The organism is Streptomyces sp. CNH287 (genome assembly GCF_000424825.1).
The window spans coordinates 200,368-219,502 of the sequence record NZ_AUKQ01000006.1 but is presented as its reverse complement, the minus strand read 5'-3'; the positions used below and the strand labels follow the sequence as shown (position 1 = coordinate 219,502).

Sequence of the window (19,135 nt, the reverse complement as noted above, 5' to 3'; positions counted from 1 at the left end):
TACTCACGAACGCCGGGTGAACGCTACGCCGCCGCCGGGACCGGCAGCAGGAAGCCCTGCTCGACCAGGAGCCGGATCGCCTCCGGCGTACGGTCGCGCAGCCCGACGGGGTCCTCGCCGAGGAGCTGCGCGATGGCGTCCAGAATCCGGCCGGCCGGCAGTGACCCGTCGCACACCCCGGCGAACCCCGCGCCGACGGTGTCCACCTGGGTGGCGCGCCGCATGCCCCGGTGCTGGCGGAGCACGACGTGCTCGGGGTCCTCCGCGCCGGGCAGTCCGACCTGCTCCTGGACCACGTGGTCGGCCAGCTTGAAGTGCCAGGCGAGCAGCGCGGCGTCGTCGGTGCCGCGCAGGAAGTCCTGCCGGTCGAAGTGGGCGCGTACGACCTCCCCGAGCGGCTGCTCGACGGAGTGCGGCCACTCCTCGGCGATCACGGACGGCTGGGCCGCGTCCGTCGCGCGCAGCGTGATCCAGCCAAATCCGACCGCCTTCGTGCCACGTGACGCGAATTCGTCCAGCCAGGCGTCGTAGCGGGCCGCGTAGTCGGCCGGGTCGCAGAGGTGGTCGCCGCCGTCGCGCAGCCACAGCTCGGCGTACTGCGTGACGTCCTGCACCTCGCGCTGCACGATCCAGGCGTCGCAGCCGCCGGGCACCCACGAGGACACCCGGTCCCGCCAGTCCTCGCCCTCGCGGTGCTCCCAGTTGGCGAGCAGCTGGCAGTAGCCGCCGGCGGCCAGGTGCGCGGCGGCCTGCTCGACGAGGGTGCGGCACAGGTCGTCGCCGCTCATCCCGCCGTCGCGGTAGGTGAGCCGGGCACCCGGGGAGATGACGAACGGCGGGTTGGAGACGATCAGGTCGTAGCCCTCCTCGCCGGCCACCGGCGCGAAGAGCGGGCCCTGTCGCAGGTCGGCCTCGGGCGCGCCGGAGAGCGCCAGGGTGAGGCGGGTGAACCGCAGGGCGCGCGGATTCACGTCGGTGGCGGTGACGCGGGTGGCGTGCTGGGCGGCGTGCAGGGCCTGGAGGCCGGAGCCGGTGCCGAGGTCGAGCACCCGGGCGACGGGCGTACGTACGGTGATCCCGGCGAGGGTGGTGGAGGCGCCGCCGACGCCGAGGACGACGTCCTGGCGGGGCACGCCGGAGAGGCGCGCGGCACCGGCGGCACCTCCCGCACCGCCGACGGCGCAGCCGAGGTCGGAGACGATCCACCAGTCCTGGCCCTCGGGGCCGCTGTAGGGGCGGATGTCGACGGTCGCGCGGACGGGGGCTGCGGCGGAGCGGGGCGCGGTGGTGTGCGGGGGCTCGGCCGCGTCGGTGAGCCAGCCGCCCGCGAGCGCCTCGTCCAGCGGCAGCACGGCCCGTACCCGCTCGCGGCTGACGGGCTGCTGGAGCAGGAACAGCTGGACAAGCGTGGCCAGGCGCCCGCCCGCCCGGGTGGCGCGCAGCGCCGGGACGGTCTCGCTGCGGGCGAGCGCCGTGTAGGCGGGGGCGCCGAGCAGCTCCAGCAGTCCGTCGGCGGTGAATCGGGTGGCGAGCAGTGCCTCGCGCAGTCGGCGGACGGACTCGGGCCTGGGCTCGGGGAGCGGGTGCGTACTCACGGCATCCATTGTGGCGCGCGGGGCATGTTCGGCGCCGGGGCGCACCGGGAAGGGCCCGCCACCGGGCACAGGGGGCCCTGACACGGGGCGGGCGAGGCGGGAACTAAGGCACTTCCGGGACGGGAGGAAGCGCGGCGCGGCGCGGGCCGACGGGGCGTCACGCGCCCTGCGTGGCCCCCGTGGACGGCCTCTTGCAGCCCTCCTGCTTGGCCATCGCCTTGCCCAGGTCGCCGGACTGGAGCTTCTGGAGCGACTCGTCGCCGCTCTTGCCGAGCTTGCCGAGTTTGGTCGCCAGCTCCGTGAGCCCGGAGGCGAAGTCGGCCTGGTCCTTGGTGCTCATCTCGTCGACCGTCGTCTTGAGGCCGGCGTACTCCTTGGAGAGCCCCCGCAGCTCCTTGACCGCGTCCGTCTGGAGCTTCTCGCCCTTGTCCACGGGCGGCTCGCCGGCCTTGTCGACGGCGTCGGCGAGCGCCTTGTACGCCTCGGAGATGTTCTGGAAGGCGGCAGAGTCGATCTTCTTCACCTCTTCGGGTGACTTCTTCTGCTGGGACGCCTCGTTGATGGAGGCGTTCGCCTTCTGGATCTTCGTGACCTGTGGCTTCACCTGGTCGCAGACCTTCTTGGCCCAGTCGTCCGTCTTCGCGTCGCTGTCGTCGCTGCTGCAACCCATCAGCGCCAGTACGAGTGCCGCACCGCCGGACAGTGCGGCCGTGAGCTTCTTCTTCACCGGATCGGTCCCTTCCGTGGCTCTTCCGGCCCGGAACTTACACGCCAGGCGGCCATCCACGGAGAGTCGGGCGAGGCTTCTGCTCCTAGTTGCGCCATTTGCGCCACCCTACGGCGCTGCCGCCCTGCCACCCGACCCAGGCAGACCGAAGGGTGGGCGGGGACGCCAACGCGCCCCGCCCACCCCGACATTACGGCTGGTCAGCCAGCCGGCTGACCGGTCTCGCTCAGGAGGCGGCCACCGGGTCGCCGGACTTGGCCACCCGCTCGGTGTTGTCTTCCTCACCCACCGAGATCCCGCGCCGCTTGGAGACGTACACCGCGCCGACGATGATCGCGGCGGAGAGCAGCGCGATGACCGCACGCACCCCCGCGCTCTTGTCGTCGCCGTAGCTGAACTGCACCACGGCGGGGGCGATCAGCAGAGCCACCAGGTTCATCACCTTCAGCAGCGGGTTGATCGCCGGTCCGGCGGTGTCCTTGAACGGGTCGCCGACGGTATCGCCGATGACCGTCGCCTCGTGGGCCTCGCTTCCCTTTCCGCCGTGATGGCCGTCCTCGACCATCTTCTTGGCGTTGTCCCAGGCACCACCGGAGTTGGACAGGAAGACGGCCATCAGCGTGCCCGCGCCGATCGCGCCCGCGAGGAACGCGGCGAGCGCCCCGACTCCGAAGGTGAAGCCGACGCAGATCGGCGCGAAGACCGCGAGCAGCCCTGGCGTGGTCAGCTCGCGGAGCGCGTCCTTGGTGCAGATGTCCACCACACGGCCGTACTCCGGCTTCTCCGTGTAGTCCATGATCCCGGGCTTCTCCCGGAACTGGCGGCGCACCTCGAAGACGACCGCCCCCGCCGAACGGGACACTGCGTTGATCGCCAGCCCGGAGAAGAGGAAGACGACGCTGGCACCCAGCATCAGGCCCACCAGGGTGCTGGGCTGGGCGATGTCCAGCACTTCCAGCATCTCGGCCGTGGCCGCGCCGACGCTGCCCAGCTCCTCGTCCAGCGCCTTGGACAGCTCGATGCGGTACGACCCGAAGAGCGCCGCCGCGGCGAGCACGGCCGTGGCGATGGCGATGCCCTTGGTGATGGCCTTCGTGGTGTTGCCGACCGCGTCGAGGTCGGTGAGCACCTGCGCGCCCGCGCCCTCGACGTCACCCGACATCTCGGCGATGCCCTGCGCGTTGTCCGAGACCGGTCCGAAGGTGTCCATGGCGACGATGACGCCGACGGTCGTCAGCAGGCCGGTGCCGGCCAGGGCGACCGCGAACAGCGCCAGCATCAGGGTGCCGCCGCCGAGCAGCATGGCGCCGTAGACGCTCAGGCCGATCAGCAACGCCGTGTACACGGCCGACTCCAGGCCCAGGGAGATCCCGGAGAGGACGACCGTGGCCGGGCCGGTCAGGGACGTCCGGCCGACGTCCCGTACGGGCTTGCGGCTGGTCTCCGTGAAGTACCCCGTCAGCTGCTGGATGAGGGCGGCCAGCACGATGCCGATGGCGACCGCGAGGACGGCCAGCACCTGCGGGTTGCCGTCCTGCGCGAGGATGTCCTCCGGCGCGCCGTCCAGGTCCGCGTAGCTGGACGGGAGGTAGGTGAACGCCGCGATGGCGACGAGCACCAGCGAGATCACCGCGGAGATGAAGAAGCCGCGGTTGATCGCGGTCATGCCGCTGCGGTCGGAACGGCGCGGCGCGACCGTGAAGATGCCGATCATCGCGGTGACGACCCCGATAGCCGGGACCAGCAACGGGAACGCGAGGCCCGCGTCGCCGAAGACGGCAGTGCCCAGGATCAGCGCGGCGACCAGCGTGACGGCGTAGGACTCGAAGAGGTCGGCGGCCATGCCCGCGCAGTCGCCGACGTTGTCGCCCACGTTGTCGGCGATGGTGGCGGCGTTGCGCGGGTCGTCCTCGGGGATGCCCTGCTCGACCTTGCCGACGAGGTCCGCGCCGACGTCGGCGGCCTTGGTGAAGATGCCGCCGCCGACCCTCATGAACATCGCGATCAGTGCGGCGCCGAGACCGAATCCCTCCAGCACCTTGGGCGCGTCGTCGGTGTAGACGAGCACGACCGCCGCGGCGCCGAGCAGACCGAGCCCGACGGTGAACATGCCGACGACACCGCCCGTACGGAAAGCGATCTTCGTCGCGGCATGCGCGACCGCGGTGAGGTCCTTGGCAGGCTCACCCGGTGCGGGCGTCGCCTCTCGGGCCGCCGCCGCCACACGCACATTGCTGCGCACTGCCAGCCACATGCCGATATAGCCGGTGGCCGCCGAGAATCCCGCACCCACCAGGAAGAACAACGAACGGCCGAGCCGCTGTGTCGAATCGTCCGCCGGGAGCAGGAAGAGCAGGAAGAAGACCACCACGGCGAATACGCCGAGCGTGCGCAACTGCCTGGCCAGATAGGCGTTCGCGCCTTCCTGCACCGCTGCCGCGATCTCCTTCATGCTGTCGGTGCCCTCGCCGGCGGCGAGTACTTGCCGCACCAGCACCACGCCGACACCGAGGGCGGCGAGCGCCACGAGCGCGATCACGATCACGAGACCGCGGTTGCCGCTCGTCAGTACGGCATCAGCGAGGTGCTGGTGCTTCTGAAGTGGGCTGATATGCCCTGCCATTCGTCCTCCTTGACGTTTGGCACATGGGCGCGCGCAAGCACGCTCAGGCGTCCTGCTGCAAAGATGGTGGACGGATTCTAGGTAGCGCCTCTAGATCAAAACAGAGCGCAGCAGCAGGAATTCGCCGCCAGACAGCGAAGATCGAATGGAGTGAGCGTGAAGAATTCCCCCGTTAGAGGGGGGTCGCCGAATTGACTCGGCCAGTAAATGATCTTTTTAACGATCAATCAGAGAGGTGTCAGGGGAGTACCGGAGCGGGCGTCGCAGGCCAGCTCATACGGATAATCCCGCCCTTCTCATCTGCGGTGATCTCGACATCGTCGACCAGTCCACTGATCACGGCGAGGCCCATCTCGCCTTCGGCCCCGTCGGCGTCGGCGGCACGGCCGGAGGTCTCGCCACGGGCCCCGGGCACGAGGGCTCCGGTCGATCCGGGCGCTTCGTCGCCGACCTCGATGGAGAACTTCTTCTCGTCCTCGATCAGCGCCACCCGCACCGGGCTGTCGACGCCGTTGCTCATGTGCAGGCCCACCGCGCGCGAGCAGGCCTCACCGACGGCGAGGCGCACCTCGTCCAGCACGGCCTCGTCGACCCCGGCCCGGCGCGCCACAGCGGCGGCCACCAGCCGCGCCGTCCGCACATGCTCGGGAAGCGCGCTGAAACGGAGTTCCACGGTGGCCATGCCATCCCCCTCGGTCTACGGGTGATCTGCGGATGTGCATTCATCTGTGCGTCCACGGACGCCAGGCCCTCGCCGGGGCCCGGCACCCGCGCTTCCGGTGTCCGGTCCAGCCGTCCGGCCCGGTGGCCGGACCGGACGGCGGGGTACGTCAGTCGGTGGCCGACACGGCATCGTCGACCGAGCCGTGGATCGGGAACACCTTGGTCAGACCGGTGATACGGAAGATCTTCAGAATGCGCTCCTGGTTGCAGACCAGGCGCAACGAGCCCTCGTGCGCGCGCACGCGCTTGAGCCCGCCGACGAGCACACCGAGACCGGTGGAGTCCAGGAAGTCGACGCCTTCCATGTCCACGACGAGGTGGTAGCTGCCGTCGTTCACCAGCTCGACGAGCTGCTCGCGCAACTTGGGCGCGGTGTATACATCAATCTCGCCACCGACCTCGACGATCGTACGATCGCCAACAGTACGGGTCGACAGGGACAGGTCCACGGATCCTCCAGCACCTTGCTATCGAGCGGTCCGCCCCTGGGGCATCCCCTCTGGGGGCTCCCCTCCTGGGGTCTCCCGCCCGAGGCGGGCGACGGCAGGGGACGGATCGGCAGCCGCAGAAGCATTCAATCACTTACCAGCAGGCATGCACGACGCCTTGCGGCCATTGTCCATCAGGCTGGTGACAGACTCGGTGCCGATGGCCAACCACCACCAGCCGCTGACCGTGCTCGGCCGCCTCGCGGCCGGGCCCGAACGCGCTGCCCGCATCACCCATACGGAGCATGTGCCCCCTCGGGCCGGACGCCATGCGGACTGGCCTGTTCAGATCCGGCCGGAAGTGATCGATGCCGTGCATGCCAGCGGTATCGAACGCCCCTGGGAACACCAGGCGCGCACCGCCGCTTACGCGCTGGGCGGAACCTCGACCGTCGTGGCGACCGGCACCGCCTCCGGCAAGTCCCTCGCGTATCTCGTGCCGACGCTGAGCACCCTGCTGGACGGCTCCGAGGCACCGAACGGCCGCGGCACCACGGCCCTCTACCTCGCCCCCACCAAGGCGCTGGCCGCCGACCAGCGCCGCGCCGTCACGGAACTGGCCGCGCCGCTGGGCACCGCCGTACGCCCCGCCGTCTTCGACGGTGACACTCCGTTCGAGGAACGCGAGTGGGTTCGACTCTTCGGCAACTACGTGCTCACCAACCCGGACATGCTCCACCGGAGCCTGCTGCCCGCCCACGCACGCTGGTCCTCCTTCCTGCGCGCGCTGCGCTACGTCGTCGTCGACGAGTGCCACACCTATCGCGGCGTCTTCGGCTCCCACGTCGCCCAGGTTCTGCGGCGGCTGCGCCGCGTCTGCGCCCGCTACGGCTCCGACCCCGTCTTCCTCCTCGCCTCCGCGACCTCCGCCGACCCCGCCGAGGCGGCGTCCCGGCTCACCGGGGTGCCGGTCACCGCCGTCACGGAGGACACCTCGCCCCGCGGCGAACTGGTCTTCGCGCTCTGGGAGCCGCCGCTGACCGAACTGCGGGGCGAGCGCGGCGCGCCCGTCCGCCGTACGGCCACGGCCGAGACCGCCGAACTGCTCACCGACCTGGCCGTCCAGGGCGTCCGCACCGTCGCCTTCGTACGCTCGCGGCGCGGCGCCGAGCTGATCTCCCTCATCGCCCAGGACCGGCTCGCCCAGATCGACCGCGACCTGCCCGGGCGGGTCGCCGCCTACCGGGGCGGCTACCTCCCCGAGGAGCGCCGCGCGCTGGAGCGCGACCTGCACTCCGGGGCGCTCCTGGGCCTGGCTGCCACCACGGCACTCGAGCTGGGTGTGGACGTCTCCGGCCTGGACGCCGTCCTGATCACCGGCTATCCGGGCACCCGCGCCTCCCTGTGGCAGCAGGCGGGGCGCGCCGGGCGTACGGGCGGGGGCGCACTCGCCGTCCTCGTCGCCCGGGACGACCCGCTGGACACCTATCTCGTCCATCATCCCGACTCCGTCTTCCGGCACCCGGTCGAATCCACCGTGCTGGACCCGGACAACCCCTACGTACTGGCCCCGCACCTGTGTGCCGCGGCCGCCGAGATCCCGCTCACCGAGGCCGACTCGGCGCTCTTCGGCAGCGAGGCCCCAGGCCTGGTACGGCAGCTCGAGGAGCGCGGGCTGCTCCGACGCAGGGGCGCCTCCTGGTACTGGACGCGCCGCGAACGGGCCGCCGGGCTCACCGACATCCGCGGCAGCGGCGGCAGGCCCGTCCAGATCGTCGAGGCGGAGACGGGACGGCTGCTGGGCACGGTCGACGCCGCGGCGGCCCACACCAGCGTCCACGAGGGCGCCGTCCATCTGCACCAGGGGCGCACCTACGTCGTACAGCGGCTGGACCTGGCGGATTCCGTCGCGCTCGTGGAGGAATCCAGCCCGCCCTGGTCGACGATGGCCCGGGACACCACCGCCGTCGCGGTCATCGAGACCGACACCGTCGTCCCCTGGGGGGAGGGCAGCCTGCGCTTCGGCTCGGTCGAGGTCACCAACCAGGTCGTCTCCTATCTCCGCCGCAAGCTGACCACCGGCGAAGTCCTGGGCGAGGCGAAGCTCGACCTGCCGCCGCGGACGCTGCGCACCCGCGCCGTCTGGTGGACCGTCACCGAGGACCAGCTGGACGCGGCCCGGGTCGGCCCCGAGATCCTGCCCGGCGCGCTGCACGCGGCCGAGCACGCGTCGATCGGGCTGCTCCCCCTCTTCGCCACCTGCGACCGCTGGGACATCGGCGGCGTCTCCGTGCCTCTGCACCCCGACACCGGGCTGCCCACCGTCTTCGTCTACGACGGCCACCCCGGCGGCGCGGGCTTCGCCGAACGGGCCTTCCGCACGGCCCGCGAGTGGCTCACGGCCACCTGCGAGGCGATCACCTCCTGTGAGTGCGAGGCAGGCTGCCCCTCCTGCATCCAGTCGCCCAAGTGCGGCAACGGCAACGACCCGCTGCACAAGGCCGGTGCGATCCGGCTGCTCCGGCGGCTCCTGGACGGAGCCCCCTGACCGCCCGCCGGCCCGGCTCCAGCGCTCCGCGCCGACGGGCCCCGCACGGGAGCGCGCCCGCGCGGCGTACGGACCGGCGCTCACGCTCGCGGTGAGATCGGCGATCTCGCCCGCCACCGAGCAGCGGACCAGCCGGGCGTCCTGGGCCTCGGCCACCCGCCGGGCCGCACCGCACGCCTCGGCGGTGCCCGCCAGCGCGCGGTCGGCGGCGGCCAGCGCGGCCATGTCCGCCGCACCCGCGACCCGGTGACGCGCACTCACCACCTGACCGAGTGCCAGCAGCGCGCCGAAGACCGCGCACAAGCCCGCCGCGCACAGCGCCACCCACACCGATGCCGAACCCCGGTCGCTCCGCCAGGGGGGCGGTGCCGCCAGTGCTGCGGGCCGAACGGCCGCCTCCGGGTTCACCGGGCCTCCTCGGGCCGCGCACGCTCGGGGGACCGGTAAGTCTCCGCCGGTTGCCTCCGCTCGCCGGGCTGCCCGCTAGTGGCCGTCGGTTCCGCCATCGCCACCACCTCCGCGCGCAGCGGCACGGCCAACAGGGCCGGGCCCGCCGACTCGGTCCGCACCCGGACCCGGATCAGGCCGCGCTCGCGGGACAGCTCGACCACCGCGCCCTCCGGCGCCGCGGACCGCGCCGCGCGCACCACCGCGTTCCCCGGCTCGCCCCGCGCCGCCGCCCGCGCGCCCGCCCTTGCTCCGTCCACACACTGGACCAGGGCTGCCGAAGACATCAGCCCCCACAGCAGCATCCCCAGCAGCAGCACCAGCGACGGGATCGCCACGGCCGTCTCGGCCGTCACCTGCCCCCGGTCGCCATACCCGTCAGCCGCCCGCATGGAGCGCCTTCTCGATCAGCCCCTGCAACGCGCCACGGACGGCGGCGCTGGTGAGGATCTTGTAGAGCACCGCCGCGAAGGCGCACGCCGCGATGGTGCCCACGGCGTACTCGGCTGTACTCATTCCGCGGTCGCCGCCGCCCCGGGCGCACCGCAGCAGGTGCCATCGGCTTCGCGCGGCCCGGCGTACTCGCCCCAGCATTTCCCGTCCCCCTCATACATCCGTTTGTCGGTACTGCGGTGTCGGTACTGCTTTGTCGGAATCACGCCCGGAATCACGCCGGGAATCCCGCTCCCGGGACGCCGCTGCCAGCCACGCGCCCGTTCACAGCAGCGAATCGGCCAGGCCGAGCACCACGGGCACCACGCCCACCGCCAGGAAGGCGGGCAGGAAGCACAGCCCCAACGGCCCCGTGACCAGAACGGAGGCCCGCCGTGCCCGCGCCGCCGCCGTACGGGCCCGCCGCGCGCGCCACTCCCCCGCCAGGCGGGACACGGGCTCCACGGCGGGCACCCCTGTCGTCGCGGCCCGCTCCATGCAGCGGCCCAGGCCCTCATGCCCGGCGAGGGCGCCGAATCTCTCCCAGACCACGCCCGGGTCGCCGCCCAGCCGCAGTTCGGTGGCCGCCCGCAGCAGCCGGTCGCCCAGCGGGCCGGGCAGCGAGTGGCCGACCGCCGCGGCGGCCTCTCCCGGTCCCGAGCCCGCCGCGAAGCAGGCGGCGAGCAGTTCCGCCGCCAGCGGCAGCTGTGCGGCCGAGACCTTCGCATCCCGCCGCGCCGCCGTCGCCAGGCGCTCGCCCGCGCGCCGCCGCAGCCAGCGCCCGCCGGCGTAGGCCGCGGCGCAGCCGCCGAGCACGCCCGGCACGCCGCCGACGACGATCACCCCGAACGCCAGCACCGCCGGCACCGCCAGCGCCAGCACCCCGCCCGACCGGAGCGCGGCCACCGCACGTCCCGCCGCACCGCCCGGCCTCCTCCCGCGTCGGCCGGCCGCCGAACCGACTTGCTCGGGCAGCTTGGTGACCAGCAGACCGTGCATGCGCCGACGGCGCTCCAGGTCGCGCCGCCAGGCACACAGCGCGTCCAGGGCGCAGACCGCGGCTGCCGCAGCCGCGAGCGCTGTCCACAGGCTGGGGACGGACCCGCCAGTCATGACGGCCCACCGCCCTCGGCCACTCGCACCAACCAGGCCACCCACGCCAGCCCGGCCCACTCCAACAGACCGCCGACCGCAAGACAGATCACTCCAGGAGTGGTGTGCAGCAGCACCCGCAACGGCTCCGCACCCATGACACTGCCCAGGAACAAGCCGAACAGCGGCAGCACCGCGAGGACGACGGCGGTGGATCGCGGGCCCGCCAGCTGGGCCCGCAGCTCCTCGCGCTGGTCGAGCTCCGCCCGCAGCGCACCAGCCACCCGCTCCAGCCCCGTCGCCAGCCCGGCGCCACCGTCGGCCGACACCTGCCAGCAGGCGGCTGCCCCGCGGAGCCCGTCGGCACCGGGCAGCATCGCCGCCGCGCGCAAGGCCGCCGGTACGTCGCCGCCGAAGCGGGCCGCCGCCAGCAGCGCCGAGCCCTCGTCTCCGAGCGTCGCGGCACCGGCTCTGAGCAGGGCCTGCCCCGGCAGCAGCCCCGCTCTCAACTCGCCTGCCACTGCGGCACACAGAGCGATCACGGCAGCCTCGCGGCGCCCCGCCGCACGCTGCCTGCCACGGACCGTCAGCCGGCGGCGGACCAGCGGAACCGCCGCGGCACCGGCGAGTGCCGGGAGCGGTGACGCCGCGAGCAGCGCCAGCACGAACCCGCCCGGCAGGCACCACCACTCGTGCCCGACGCGTCGCCGCAGCCGGGCCCGCAGCTCCGCGGCCCGCGCCGAGCGGGCCGCGCCAGGCGGCGCCCCGACGCGGCCCTCCAGCACCACCCGGACCCGCCGCTCCCCGGCGCGGTGCCCGGTGACCAGCCAGGCCGCCGCGCCCGCGCAGAGCATCGCGACGCCGACCGGCAGCGGCTGCGCGGCCACACCCGCGACGGCCGCACCGCCCGCGACTCCCCCGGCCGTCATCCCGCACCTCCGCCCCTGCGCGCGCAGAGCCACTCCAGGCGCTGGCGGCCACGCCGGGCCACGAACCCCTCCGCGCTCCACAACGCGGCCGGGACCGTGCTCACCAGCCCGTTCCCGTCGCGCTCCAGGACATGGATCTCGGCGATCCGGCGGCGGCCCGTGCGGTCCCGCACGAGATGCACCACCAGATCCAGCGCGGCGGCCAGCTGACTGTGCAGGGCCGCACGGTCCAGCCCCGCCGTCGCGGCCAGCGCCTCCAGCCGGGCGGGCACGTCGGCCGCGGCGTTGGCGTGCACCGTGCCGCAGCCGCCCTCATGGCCCGTGTTCAGGGCGATGAGCAAATCCGTCACCTCGACGCCCCGGACCTCGCCGACCACCAGCCGGTCGGGGCGCATCCGCAGGGCCTGGCGCACCAGGTCCCGCAGTGCCACCAGGCCGACGCCCTCCTGATTGGCGGGGCGCCCCTCCAGCCGCACCACATGCGGGTGGTCGGGGCGCAGCTCCGACGAGTCCTCGGCGAGCACGATCCGCTCGTGCGGGCCCACCAGACTCAGCAGGCTGCTCAGCAGAGTGCTCTTCCCCGACCCCGTCCCCCCGCTCACCAGGAAGGACAGCCGGGCGTCCAGCACCGCCCGCAGCAAGCGGTCGCCGCCGGGCGGCACCGTCCCGGCCGCCATCAGCTCGGCGAGGGCGAAGGCGCGGGGGCGCACCACACGCAGCGAGAGGCAGGTCGAGCCCACGGCGACCGGCGGCAGCACCGCGTGCAGCCGCGTGCCGTCCGGCAGCCGCGCGTCCACCCAGGGGTGCGCGTCGTCCAGCCGCCGCCCGGCCGAGTTGGCCAGCCGCTGGGCGAGACGGCGCACCGCTGCGGCGTCGGGGAAGCGGACCCGCGTCCGCTCGAGGCCGCCGCCCCGGTCGATCCACACCTGGTCCGGCCCCGTGACCAGGACGTCGGTCACCTCAGGATCGGCCAGCAGCGGCTCGAGCGGCCCTGTGCCGACCAACTCGGAGCGCAGCGCCTCCACCACCCGCAGCACCGCGCTGTCCCCGAGCAGGCGTCCCTGGGAGCGCAGCGCCGCCGCGACCCGGGCCGGGGTCGGCTCGGCGCCCATCTCGGCCAGCCGCATCCGCACCGCGTCCAGCAGCGCACCGCCCGCGCCGTGCCGCTCGACCGGCCCGCCCCCGATCGCCCGGCTCCCGATCGCCCTGTCGACGGCCCTGCTTGCCCGGCCCACGTCGCCCGCCTGCGCGCCACTCACGCGGCGACACCTCCGCCTGCGACGCCGCCGGCCAGTGAGCGGTCCCAGAACTCGCGGCAGAAGCGCGCCAGCGCGCCCCCCTCCTCGGACCCTGGCGGCCGGCCGCGCTCGACGGCTTCCAACAGACCTGGCTCCCACGGCAGTTCACCAGCGAGACTCAGCCCCAGCAGGGCGGACACCTCGTACTCGTCGAGCCCCGGGCCGTACCCGCGGGCGCCTCGGCCCTCGCGCACACCCGGCGTACGGACCACCGCGCGCAGATCGCGCAGGACCATCCGGGCGCTGGAGGCCACCCGGTGCGCCGCCGCCACCGCGCGCAGTTCGGCGGGCACCACCAGCAGCCCGAGGTCGAGCTGCGCGAGCGCCTCGGCCACCGCCTCGTCCATCCGGCGGGGCAGATCCACCACGACCACGCCGCCGCGGCGCCGGGCCGCGCCCAGCACGGACCTCATGGCCTCGCCCGGGATCAGCACGGAATCGCCACGGTCCCAGCTGAGCACGCTCAAGTCGTGCGACCTCGGGAGCGATTCCTCGAGCGCGGCGCCGCCCACCCGGCCCCGCGACTCCGCGAACGCCGGCCATCGCAGTCCCTCCGTCCGCTCTGCGCCGAGCAGGACGTCGAGGCCGCCGCCCAGCGGGTCACCGTCGATCAGGATCGTGCGCCGCCCCTGGTGTGCCGCAGTGACGGCCAGGGCGCAGGCGAGGGTGGAGGCCCCGGCACCGCCACGGCCGCCGAGCACGCCGACGGTCAGCGCGGGATCTCCGAGGCCCTCGGCCGCGTCGGCGATCCGGCCCGTCAGCCAGCTCTCCGCATCGGGCAGCACCACCACGCCCTCCGCCCCGATCCCGGCACCGCGCTCCCACACACCGGAGTCGTCCGGATTCCGGCCGACCAGCAGCACCCCGGACCGCCGCCGGGTGGCCGGCGGACGGCCACCGCCCTGGCCGAGGCCCGACGAGACGCCGGCGCAGTCGTCGCCCACCAGCACCAGTGGCGAACGCTCCCAGGAGGCCGCGCCACCCCACCGGGCCCACTCCACCCGGTCCACCGGCGCGCCATGCGCCACTTCCGCCTCGGCGCCCGCTGCCGCACACAACCGCAGCAGGTCGTCGAGGAGCCGCTCGTCCTCCGTGACAATCAAGATGGTTTCGGCCACGCTCCAACCCCCTTCACGCTTCGGATACCGGCTCCGCAAACTCCTGCGGACACCGCCGGAAATCACGATGCGGCGAACCGGAAAAACTTGGGGATCATGGTCGAAATCCGTGGACAACTCAGCAGTTGTGGATAACTTGCTAGCTCATACCGGTGACTTCCGGAGAGCAGCCCGCTGATTACGCCCAGTTACGTATTTACTGGTCCCAGCGGCCCGGCGCGACGCGGCCAGGTGCGGCCGCGGAAGGGAGGGGAGTGCCGACTCAAGAGCCAAAAGGCGTCCGGACATGCGACGACCCCCGCCGGGGGGGAGAGCGGGGGTCGTCCCCACGGCCGACTCGGGGGGGGGAGGAGTCGGGCCGGGTTAGCACGGTCGCGAACGATCCGTGACTTCCATGGTGTACCCGAGAGCCTTCTCAAGCAAACCACCGCGCCCTAGCTTACGCCGAATGGTGGGCGCCTATGCTCGCAGTTGTGGAAATCCAGTCGCTGCCCCGTACGGCTGCCTTCTTCGACCTGGACAAGACGGTCATTGCGAAGTCGAGCACGCTCACCTTCAGTAAGTCCTTCTACCATGGTGGCCTGATCAATCGCCGGGCCGTACTCCGTACCGCCTACGCCCAGTTCGTGTTTCTGCTCGGCGGCGCGGATCACGACCAGATGGAGCGCATGCGCGAGTACCTCTCCGCGCTCTGCAAAGGCTGGAACGTCCAGCAGGTGCGGGAGATCGTCGCCGAGACCATCCATGACCTGATCGACCCGATCATCTACGACGAGGCCGCCGCCCTCATCGAGGAGCATCATCTCGCCGGCCGGGACGTCGTGATCGTCTCGACCTCCGGCGCGGAGGTCGTCGAGCCGATCGGCCAGTTGATCGGCGCCGACCGCGTGGTGGCCACGCGGATGGTGGTCGAGGACGGCGTCTTCACCGGCGAAGTCGACTACTACGCCTACGGCCCCGCCAAGGCGGACGCCGTCAAGGAGCTGGCCCGCTCCGAGGGATACGACCTGAGCCGCTGCTACGCGTACAGCGACTCGGCGACCGACCTGCCGATGCTGGAGGCGGTCGGTCATCCGCACGCGGTGAACCCCGGACGGGCGCTGCGCCGGGAGGCGCTCGCCCGCGACTGGCCGGTACTCTCCTTCTCCCGGCCGGTGCGGCTCAAGCAGCGGCTGCCGTCCCTGTCCATGCCCTCGCGCCCGGCGCTGACCGTCGCCGCGGCGGCGGTGACGGCGGCGGCGGCCACGGCGGGACTGGTCTGGTACGCGAGCAGACGCCGCGCCCGCTTTGGAGTCATTTGACGCGAAAAGTAAAGTTCTCCGACGAGGGGTTCCGCTCGCCCCCTCATCGGGGTACAAAGGAATCAACGGCCCGCGAGACCAGCGGCATCCGAGAGGATCCTGTTTCACGCACCAGGCCCACGGACCGGAAAGCATGAATACCGGGAACCCACGCGCAGCCGACCCGCGATTCGGGCCAGTCGCACCAGGTGACGGGCGAAGTCCCGACCTGATGGACGATATTTCGTGCACGCACTGGTAACCCGGTGGCCATGCCAGCGGCGGTACCGCGTCAGGAGCGGTGCCGCCGCAACCTCGTGAGGGCACGCCCCCGCGTGCCGCGGTCGGCGGCTCACGCACGGCCCGCCGAGTGGTGCGCTACGCCGCTCCGCGCTGCATCGCCTCGCACACCGCGGTGCTCTCCCGCGCGCCCAGCTCCACCGCGCGGCCGCAGTGCGCGATCCACTCCGCCACCCCCTCCGGCGCCCCCGAGGCGTAGCTCGCCAGCGCACGCGCGTACGCCTCGCCGCCCGGCTCCGCGTGACCGACCTCGGCCGGGCACACCGACTTCGGGTCCAGACCGCTGCCCACCAGGACGATCCGCTCCGCCGCACGGGCCACCACCCCGTTGTGCGAGACGAAGGGCCGCAGCACCGCCAGCTCTGCGTGCACGATCGCCGCGAGCACCAGCGCGGGCGCGGTGGAGCCGGCCACCACCAGGCGCGAGAGCGCGTCCAGCCGCGCCGAGACCTCCTCGGCCGACGGCAGCGCGACGGCTTGGCCGCTCGCCGCCTCAGCACTCGCCACCTCACCGCTCACCAGCTCATCGCTCACCGTCTCGCCCGCGAGCCGGGGGCGACCCACCGAGTCCGCGAGCGCGCCGCCACCGCCCGCCGCCACCAGGTGCAGCCTGGCCAGCACGCGCAGCGGCGACTGCCGCCACACGTCCAGGAGTTGGCCGCTTTCGGCGGTCACCCGCAGCGCCGCGCCGACCGTACGGGCCGCGTCCTCGGCGCCGAAGTCGCTGCGGCGCCGGACCTCCTCCAACTCCCAGTCCGCGCCGTCCAGCGCGGCCGAGGCGCGGGCGCCGCGCAGGGCCGCCTCCGCGGTGACCTCGCTGCTGCGCCGCCGCATCACGCGGTGACCGTAGACGCGGTCCACGGACTTGCGCACGCTTTCCACCGCCTCGGACACGCCGGGCAGAGCAGCCAGCGGTGCCAGCGGATCGGCGGGCGCGGAGGAGCCTGCGGGACCGAGGGGTTCGGCGGGGCCGGCGGGGTTGCTCATGCGTATGACCCTACGCATCCGCCCAGGCGCGCAAGCCCCTCGATCGAGTGGTCTTCTTCACTCCGCTTCGCCACCCTCCGCGCCCGCATGACTACGCTGACGAACATGAAGATCGCTTTCGTAGGCAAGGGCGGCAGCGGCAAGACCACGCTGTCCTCACTGTTCATCCGCCGGCTCGCCGCCCAGCAGGTCCCCCTGATCGCGGTCGACGCTGACATCAACCAGCATCTCGGCGCCGCCCTGGGCCTGGACGAGGCCGAGGCCGCCGCGCTCCCCGCGCTGGGAGCCAGACTTCCGCTGATCAAGGACTATCTGCGCGGCGCCAACCCCCGGGTCACCTCCGCCGAGACCATGATCAAGACCACCCCGCCGGGCGAGGGCTCCCGGCTCCTCCGCATCGACGAGGACAATCCCGTCTACGACGCCTGCGCCCGTACCGTGCCGCTGGAGGGCGGTGACGTCCGGCTGCTGGCGACCGGCCCGTTCACCGAGTCCGATCTGGGCGTCGCCTGCTACCACTCCAAGGTGGGCGCGGTGGAGCTGTGCCTCAACCATCTCGTGGACGGGCGGCACGAGTTCGTCGTCGTCGACATGACGGCGGGCAGCGACTCCTTCGCCTCCGGGATGTTCACCCGCTTCGACATGACGTTCCTGGTCGCCGAACCGACCAGGAAGGGCGTCGCGGTCTACCGCCAGTACAAGGAGTACGCGCGGGACTTCGGCGTCGCCCTGCGGGTCGTCGGCAACAAGGTGCACTCCCCCGACGACCTCGCCTTCCTGCGCGCGGAGGTCGGCGACGACCTGCTGGTGACGTTCGGGCACTCGGACTGGGTGCGGGCCATGGAGAAGGGCCGCCCGCTCCCCTTCGGCGAGTTGGAGAGCGCGAACCTGCGCGCGCTGCGCACACTCCAGGACGCGGCCGACGCGGCGTACGCGCGGCGCGACTGGAACCGCTACACGCAGCAGATGGTCCACTTCCACCTGCGCAACGCGGAGAGCTGGGGGAACGCGCAGACCGGAGCCGACCTGGCGGCGCAGGTGGACCCGGGCTTCGTCCTGCACGAGGCGCGCTCGCCCCAGCCCGCCTGACGCGCCGGATCAGGACGGGCGCGACGCGTCGGACGCGTCGGGCCCGGTCGACACGGCGGGCCCGGTCGACGCGGCCGGCGCGCTCGGCGCCGTCGGCGCGGCCGGGTCGAGGAAGGTCCGCCAGCCGCGCGCCGGCTTCTCGCCGACCTGGAGGGTGCGCAGCTTGCGCAGAACCTGCGGGTCCTGCTCGTCCAGCCAGTCGACCAGCTGCCGGAACGAGACGCAGCGCACGTCCTGCTTGCCGCACACCTCCTTGATCACGTCCTCGACGGCGTCCATGTAGATGCCGTCGTTCCACTGCTCGAAGTGGTTGCCGATGATCATCGGTGCCCGGTTGCCCTCATAGGCCCGGGTGAAGCCCTGGAGGAGGCCCTCGCGCATCTGCCGCTCGTAGGCGGGGTGCATCGCGGGCGGTCCGTTGACGGTCTTGGACTGGTTGGCGAGGAAGTTGTAGTCCATCGCCAGCGTCTCGAACGAGCGGCCGGGCATGGGGATCTGCTGGAGCGGCAGGTCCCACATCCCGCCCTCCTTGCCGGGCCAGACCTGGGTGCCGTTGCCGCTGGAGTCGTAGCGGAAGCCCATCTTCCGCGCGGCGGGCAGCAGGTTGGCGCGCCCCTCGAGGCAGGGCGTCCGGCCGCCGATGAGTTCCTTCTCGTAGTCGAAGGGCAGCGCCTCCAGATCCTTCCAGCCGGTGGTCGTCTTCCAGTTCTTGACGAACCACTTGGCCTGGCTGATCTCGCTCTCCCACTGCTCCGCGGACCAGCTGCCGACACCCTCCGGCCCGCAGAAGTGGCCGTTGAAGTGGGTGCCGATCTCGCTGCCGTCGAGCCAGGCCTGGCGCAGCTGGCGGAGCGTCGCCCGGATGTTCTCGCCCCGGAGGTAGCCGATGTCGGAGGCACCGGGCGAGCGGCCGGGCGCCAGGTAGCGCTGCTGCTCGTCCTCCGGGAGCAGGTAGATCCCGCTGAGGAAGTACGTCATCGAGGCGTCGTACTTCTTGCCCAGTTCGCGGAAGCGGGAGAAGAGCGCGTTGCCGTCCTCGCCCGCGCCGTCCCAGGAGAAGACGACGAACTGGGGCGGCTTCTGGCCGGGCCGGAGCTTGGCCGGGGTGGGCTGATGGGGCTGTCTGCCGGTGTACGAGGTGGAGCCGTCGCCCAGGAGGCGGGGTGCCACCCGGTTTCCCTTGTCACCGTCGCGCGCGGGCTTGCGGTCACGGTCCGAACCGGTGTCGCCCGAGCCGCTCGCACACCCCCCGAGCAGCACCGCCAGGGCGGTCACGGTGGCCGTTCCGGCCGCCCGGCGCCGATTGGCTGTCATCGACCCACCTCTTCCTCGTCATTTGTATGACCAGCAGCTTTTATGCCGAATCAACGTCACACGCAGAGGAAGAGGAGCCGGTATGACAAGCGGTTCCACGGACTTTTTTCACCTGATCGACGGAACCTCGGCCCCGTTCGCCATCAGGCACTTCTCCAAGTCTTTACGCTCCGTTACGGTTTGTTTACTGGCGCTTGAGAGTGTC

General features: G+C 72.5%; 16 protein-coding genes and 1 pseudogene. 3 read left to right on the top strand and 14 right to left on the bottom strand.

Annotated features, from left to right (window positions below; all coding sequences use genetic code 11):
* Positions 1-23 precede the first annotated feature (23 nt).
* From H299_RS0110355 to bldG, 5 genes are all read right to left on the bottom strand, one after another.
* A complete protein-coding gene (locus H299_RS0110355) occupies positions 24-1,595 on the bottom strand; it encodes a DUF7059 domain-containing protein (protein ID WP_027748355.1) in 1,572 nt (523 codons plus the stop codon).
* 157 nt (positions 1,596-1,752) lie between these two features.
* The gene (locus tag H299_RS33285; RefSeq protein WP_037758465.1) at positions 1,753-2,322 is read right to left on the bottom strand and encodes a hypothetical protein; all 570 of its coding nucleotides are present in this window, start codon (positions 2,320-2,322) and stop codon (positions 1,753-1,755) included.
* 226 nt (positions 2,323-2,548) lie between these two features.
* Positions 2,549-4,945 (bottom strand): sodium-translocating pyrophosphatase, encoded by a 2,397-nt coding sequence (locus tag H299_RS0110345; protein ID WP_027748354.1) that lies wholly within the window; start codon positions 4,943-4,945, stop codon positions 2,549-2,551.
* A 238-nt stretch (positions 4,946-5,183) separates the two neighbouring features.
* Positions 5,184-5,627 (bottom strand): ATP-binding protein, encoded by a 444-nt coding sequence (locus tag H299_RS0110340; protein ID WP_027748353.1) that lies wholly within the window; start codon positions 5,625-5,627, stop codon positions 5,184-5,186.
* Positions 5,628-5,775: 148 nt separating this feature from the next.
* Entirely contained in the window at positions 5,776-6,117 is a 342-nt protein-coding gene (gene bldG, locus H299_RS0110335) for an anti-sigma factor antagonist BldG (RefSeq protein WP_027748352.1), read from the bottom strand.
* A gap of 145 nt (positions 6,118-6,262) precedes the next feature.
* On the opposite strand from bldG, the gene H299_RS0110330 reads away from it, so the two are divergent.
* A complete protein-coding gene (locus H299_RS0110330) occupies positions 6,263-8,644 on the top strand; it encodes a DEAD/DEAH box helicase (protein ID WP_027748351.1) in 2,382 nt (793 codons plus the stop codon).
* Between the two features lie 96 nt (positions 8,645-8,740).
* Here the strand turns inward: H299_RS0110330 and H299_RS38235 are convergent.
* The 7 genes and pseudogenes from H299_RS38235 to ssd all read right to left on the bottom strand — a co-directional run.
* Positions 8,741-8,968 (bottom strand): annotated as a pseudogene (locus tag H299_RS38235) (Rv3654c family TadE-like protein); the annotation flags it as partial.
* Between the two features lie 80 nt (positions 8,969-9,048).
* A complete protein-coding gene (locus H299_RS33280; RefSeq protein ID WP_486587223.1) occupies positions 9,049-9,483 on the bottom strand; it encodes a TadE family type IV pilus minor pilin in 435 nt (144 codons plus the stop codon).
* Complete coding sequence (locus H299_RS0110315; RefSeq protein WP_078512612.1) at positions 9,470-9,685, bottom strand: DUF4244 domain-containing protein; 216 nt, start codon at positions 9,683-9,685, stop codon at positions 9,470-9,472. Before H299_RS0110315 ends, H299_RS33280 begins: the two co-directional genes overlap by 14 nt.
* Before the next feature lie 123 nt (positions 9,686-9,808).
* Positions 9,809-10,636, bottom strand: coding sequence for a type II secretion system F family protein (locus H299_RS0110310; protein WP_078512611.1), 828 nt, complete (start codon positions 10,634-10,636; stop codon positions 9,809-9,811).
* On the bottom strand, positions 10,633-11,544 hold the full coding sequence (locus tag H299_RS0110305) for a type II secretion system F family protein (protein WP_051262304.1): 912 nt from the start codon (positions 11,542-11,544) through the stop codon (positions 10,633-10,635). Before H299_RS0110305 ends, H299_RS0110310 begins: the two co-directional genes overlap by 4 nt.
* On the bottom strand, positions 11,541-12,671 hold the full coding sequence (locus H299_RS0110300) for a TadA family conjugal transfer-associated ATPase (RefSeq protein ID WP_051262345.1): 1,131 nt from the start codon (positions 12,669-12,671) through the stop codon (positions 11,541-11,543). The genes H299_RS0110305 and H299_RS0110300 overlap by 4 nt, the downstream gene beginning before the upstream one ends.
* 128 nt (positions 12,672-12,799) lie before the next feature.
* Positions 12,800-13,960 (bottom strand): septum site-determining protein Ssd, encoded by a 1,161-nt coding sequence (gene ssd / locus H299_RS33275; protein ID WP_027748345.1) that lies wholly within the window; start codon positions 13,958-13,960, stop codon positions 12,800-12,802.
* Positions 13,961-14,421: 461 nt separating this feature from the next.
* Here ssd and H299_RS0110290 point away from each other — a divergent pair, with 461 nt between their 5' ends.
* Complete coding sequence (locus H299_RS0110290) at positions 14,422-15,261, top strand: HAD family hydrolase (RefSeq protein ID WP_027748344.1); 840 nt, start codon at positions 14,422-14,424, stop codon at positions 15,259-15,261.
* A 357-nt stretch (positions 15,262-15,618) separates the two neighbouring features.
* On the opposite strand, the gene H299_RS0110285 is transcribed toward H299_RS0110290, so the two are convergent.
* Positions 15,619-16,527 (bottom strand): Fic family protein, encoded by a 909-nt coding sequence (locus H299_RS0110285; protein WP_051262302.1) that lies wholly within the window; start codon positions 16,525-16,527, stop codon positions 15,619-15,621.
* 105 nt (positions 16,528-16,632) lie between these two features.
* Between H299_RS0110285 and H299_RS0110280 the strand changes: the two genes are divergently transcribed.
* On the top strand, positions 16,633-17,616 hold the full coding sequence (locus tag H299_RS0110280; RefSeq protein WP_027748342.1) for an ATP-binding protein: 984 nt from the start codon (positions 16,633-16,635) through the stop codon (positions 17,614-17,616).
* Positions 17,617-17,625: 9 nt separating this feature from the next.
* Here the strand turns inward: H299_RS0110280 and H299_RS33270 are convergent, their stop codons facing one another.
* Positions 17,626-18,930: a hypothetical protein gene (locus H299_RS33270; protein ID WP_051262301.1), complete on the bottom strand. Its 1,305-nt coding sequence runs from the start codon at positions 18,928-18,930 to the stop codon at positions 17,626-17,628.
* Between the last annotated feature and the right edge of the window lie 205 nt (positions 18,931-19,135).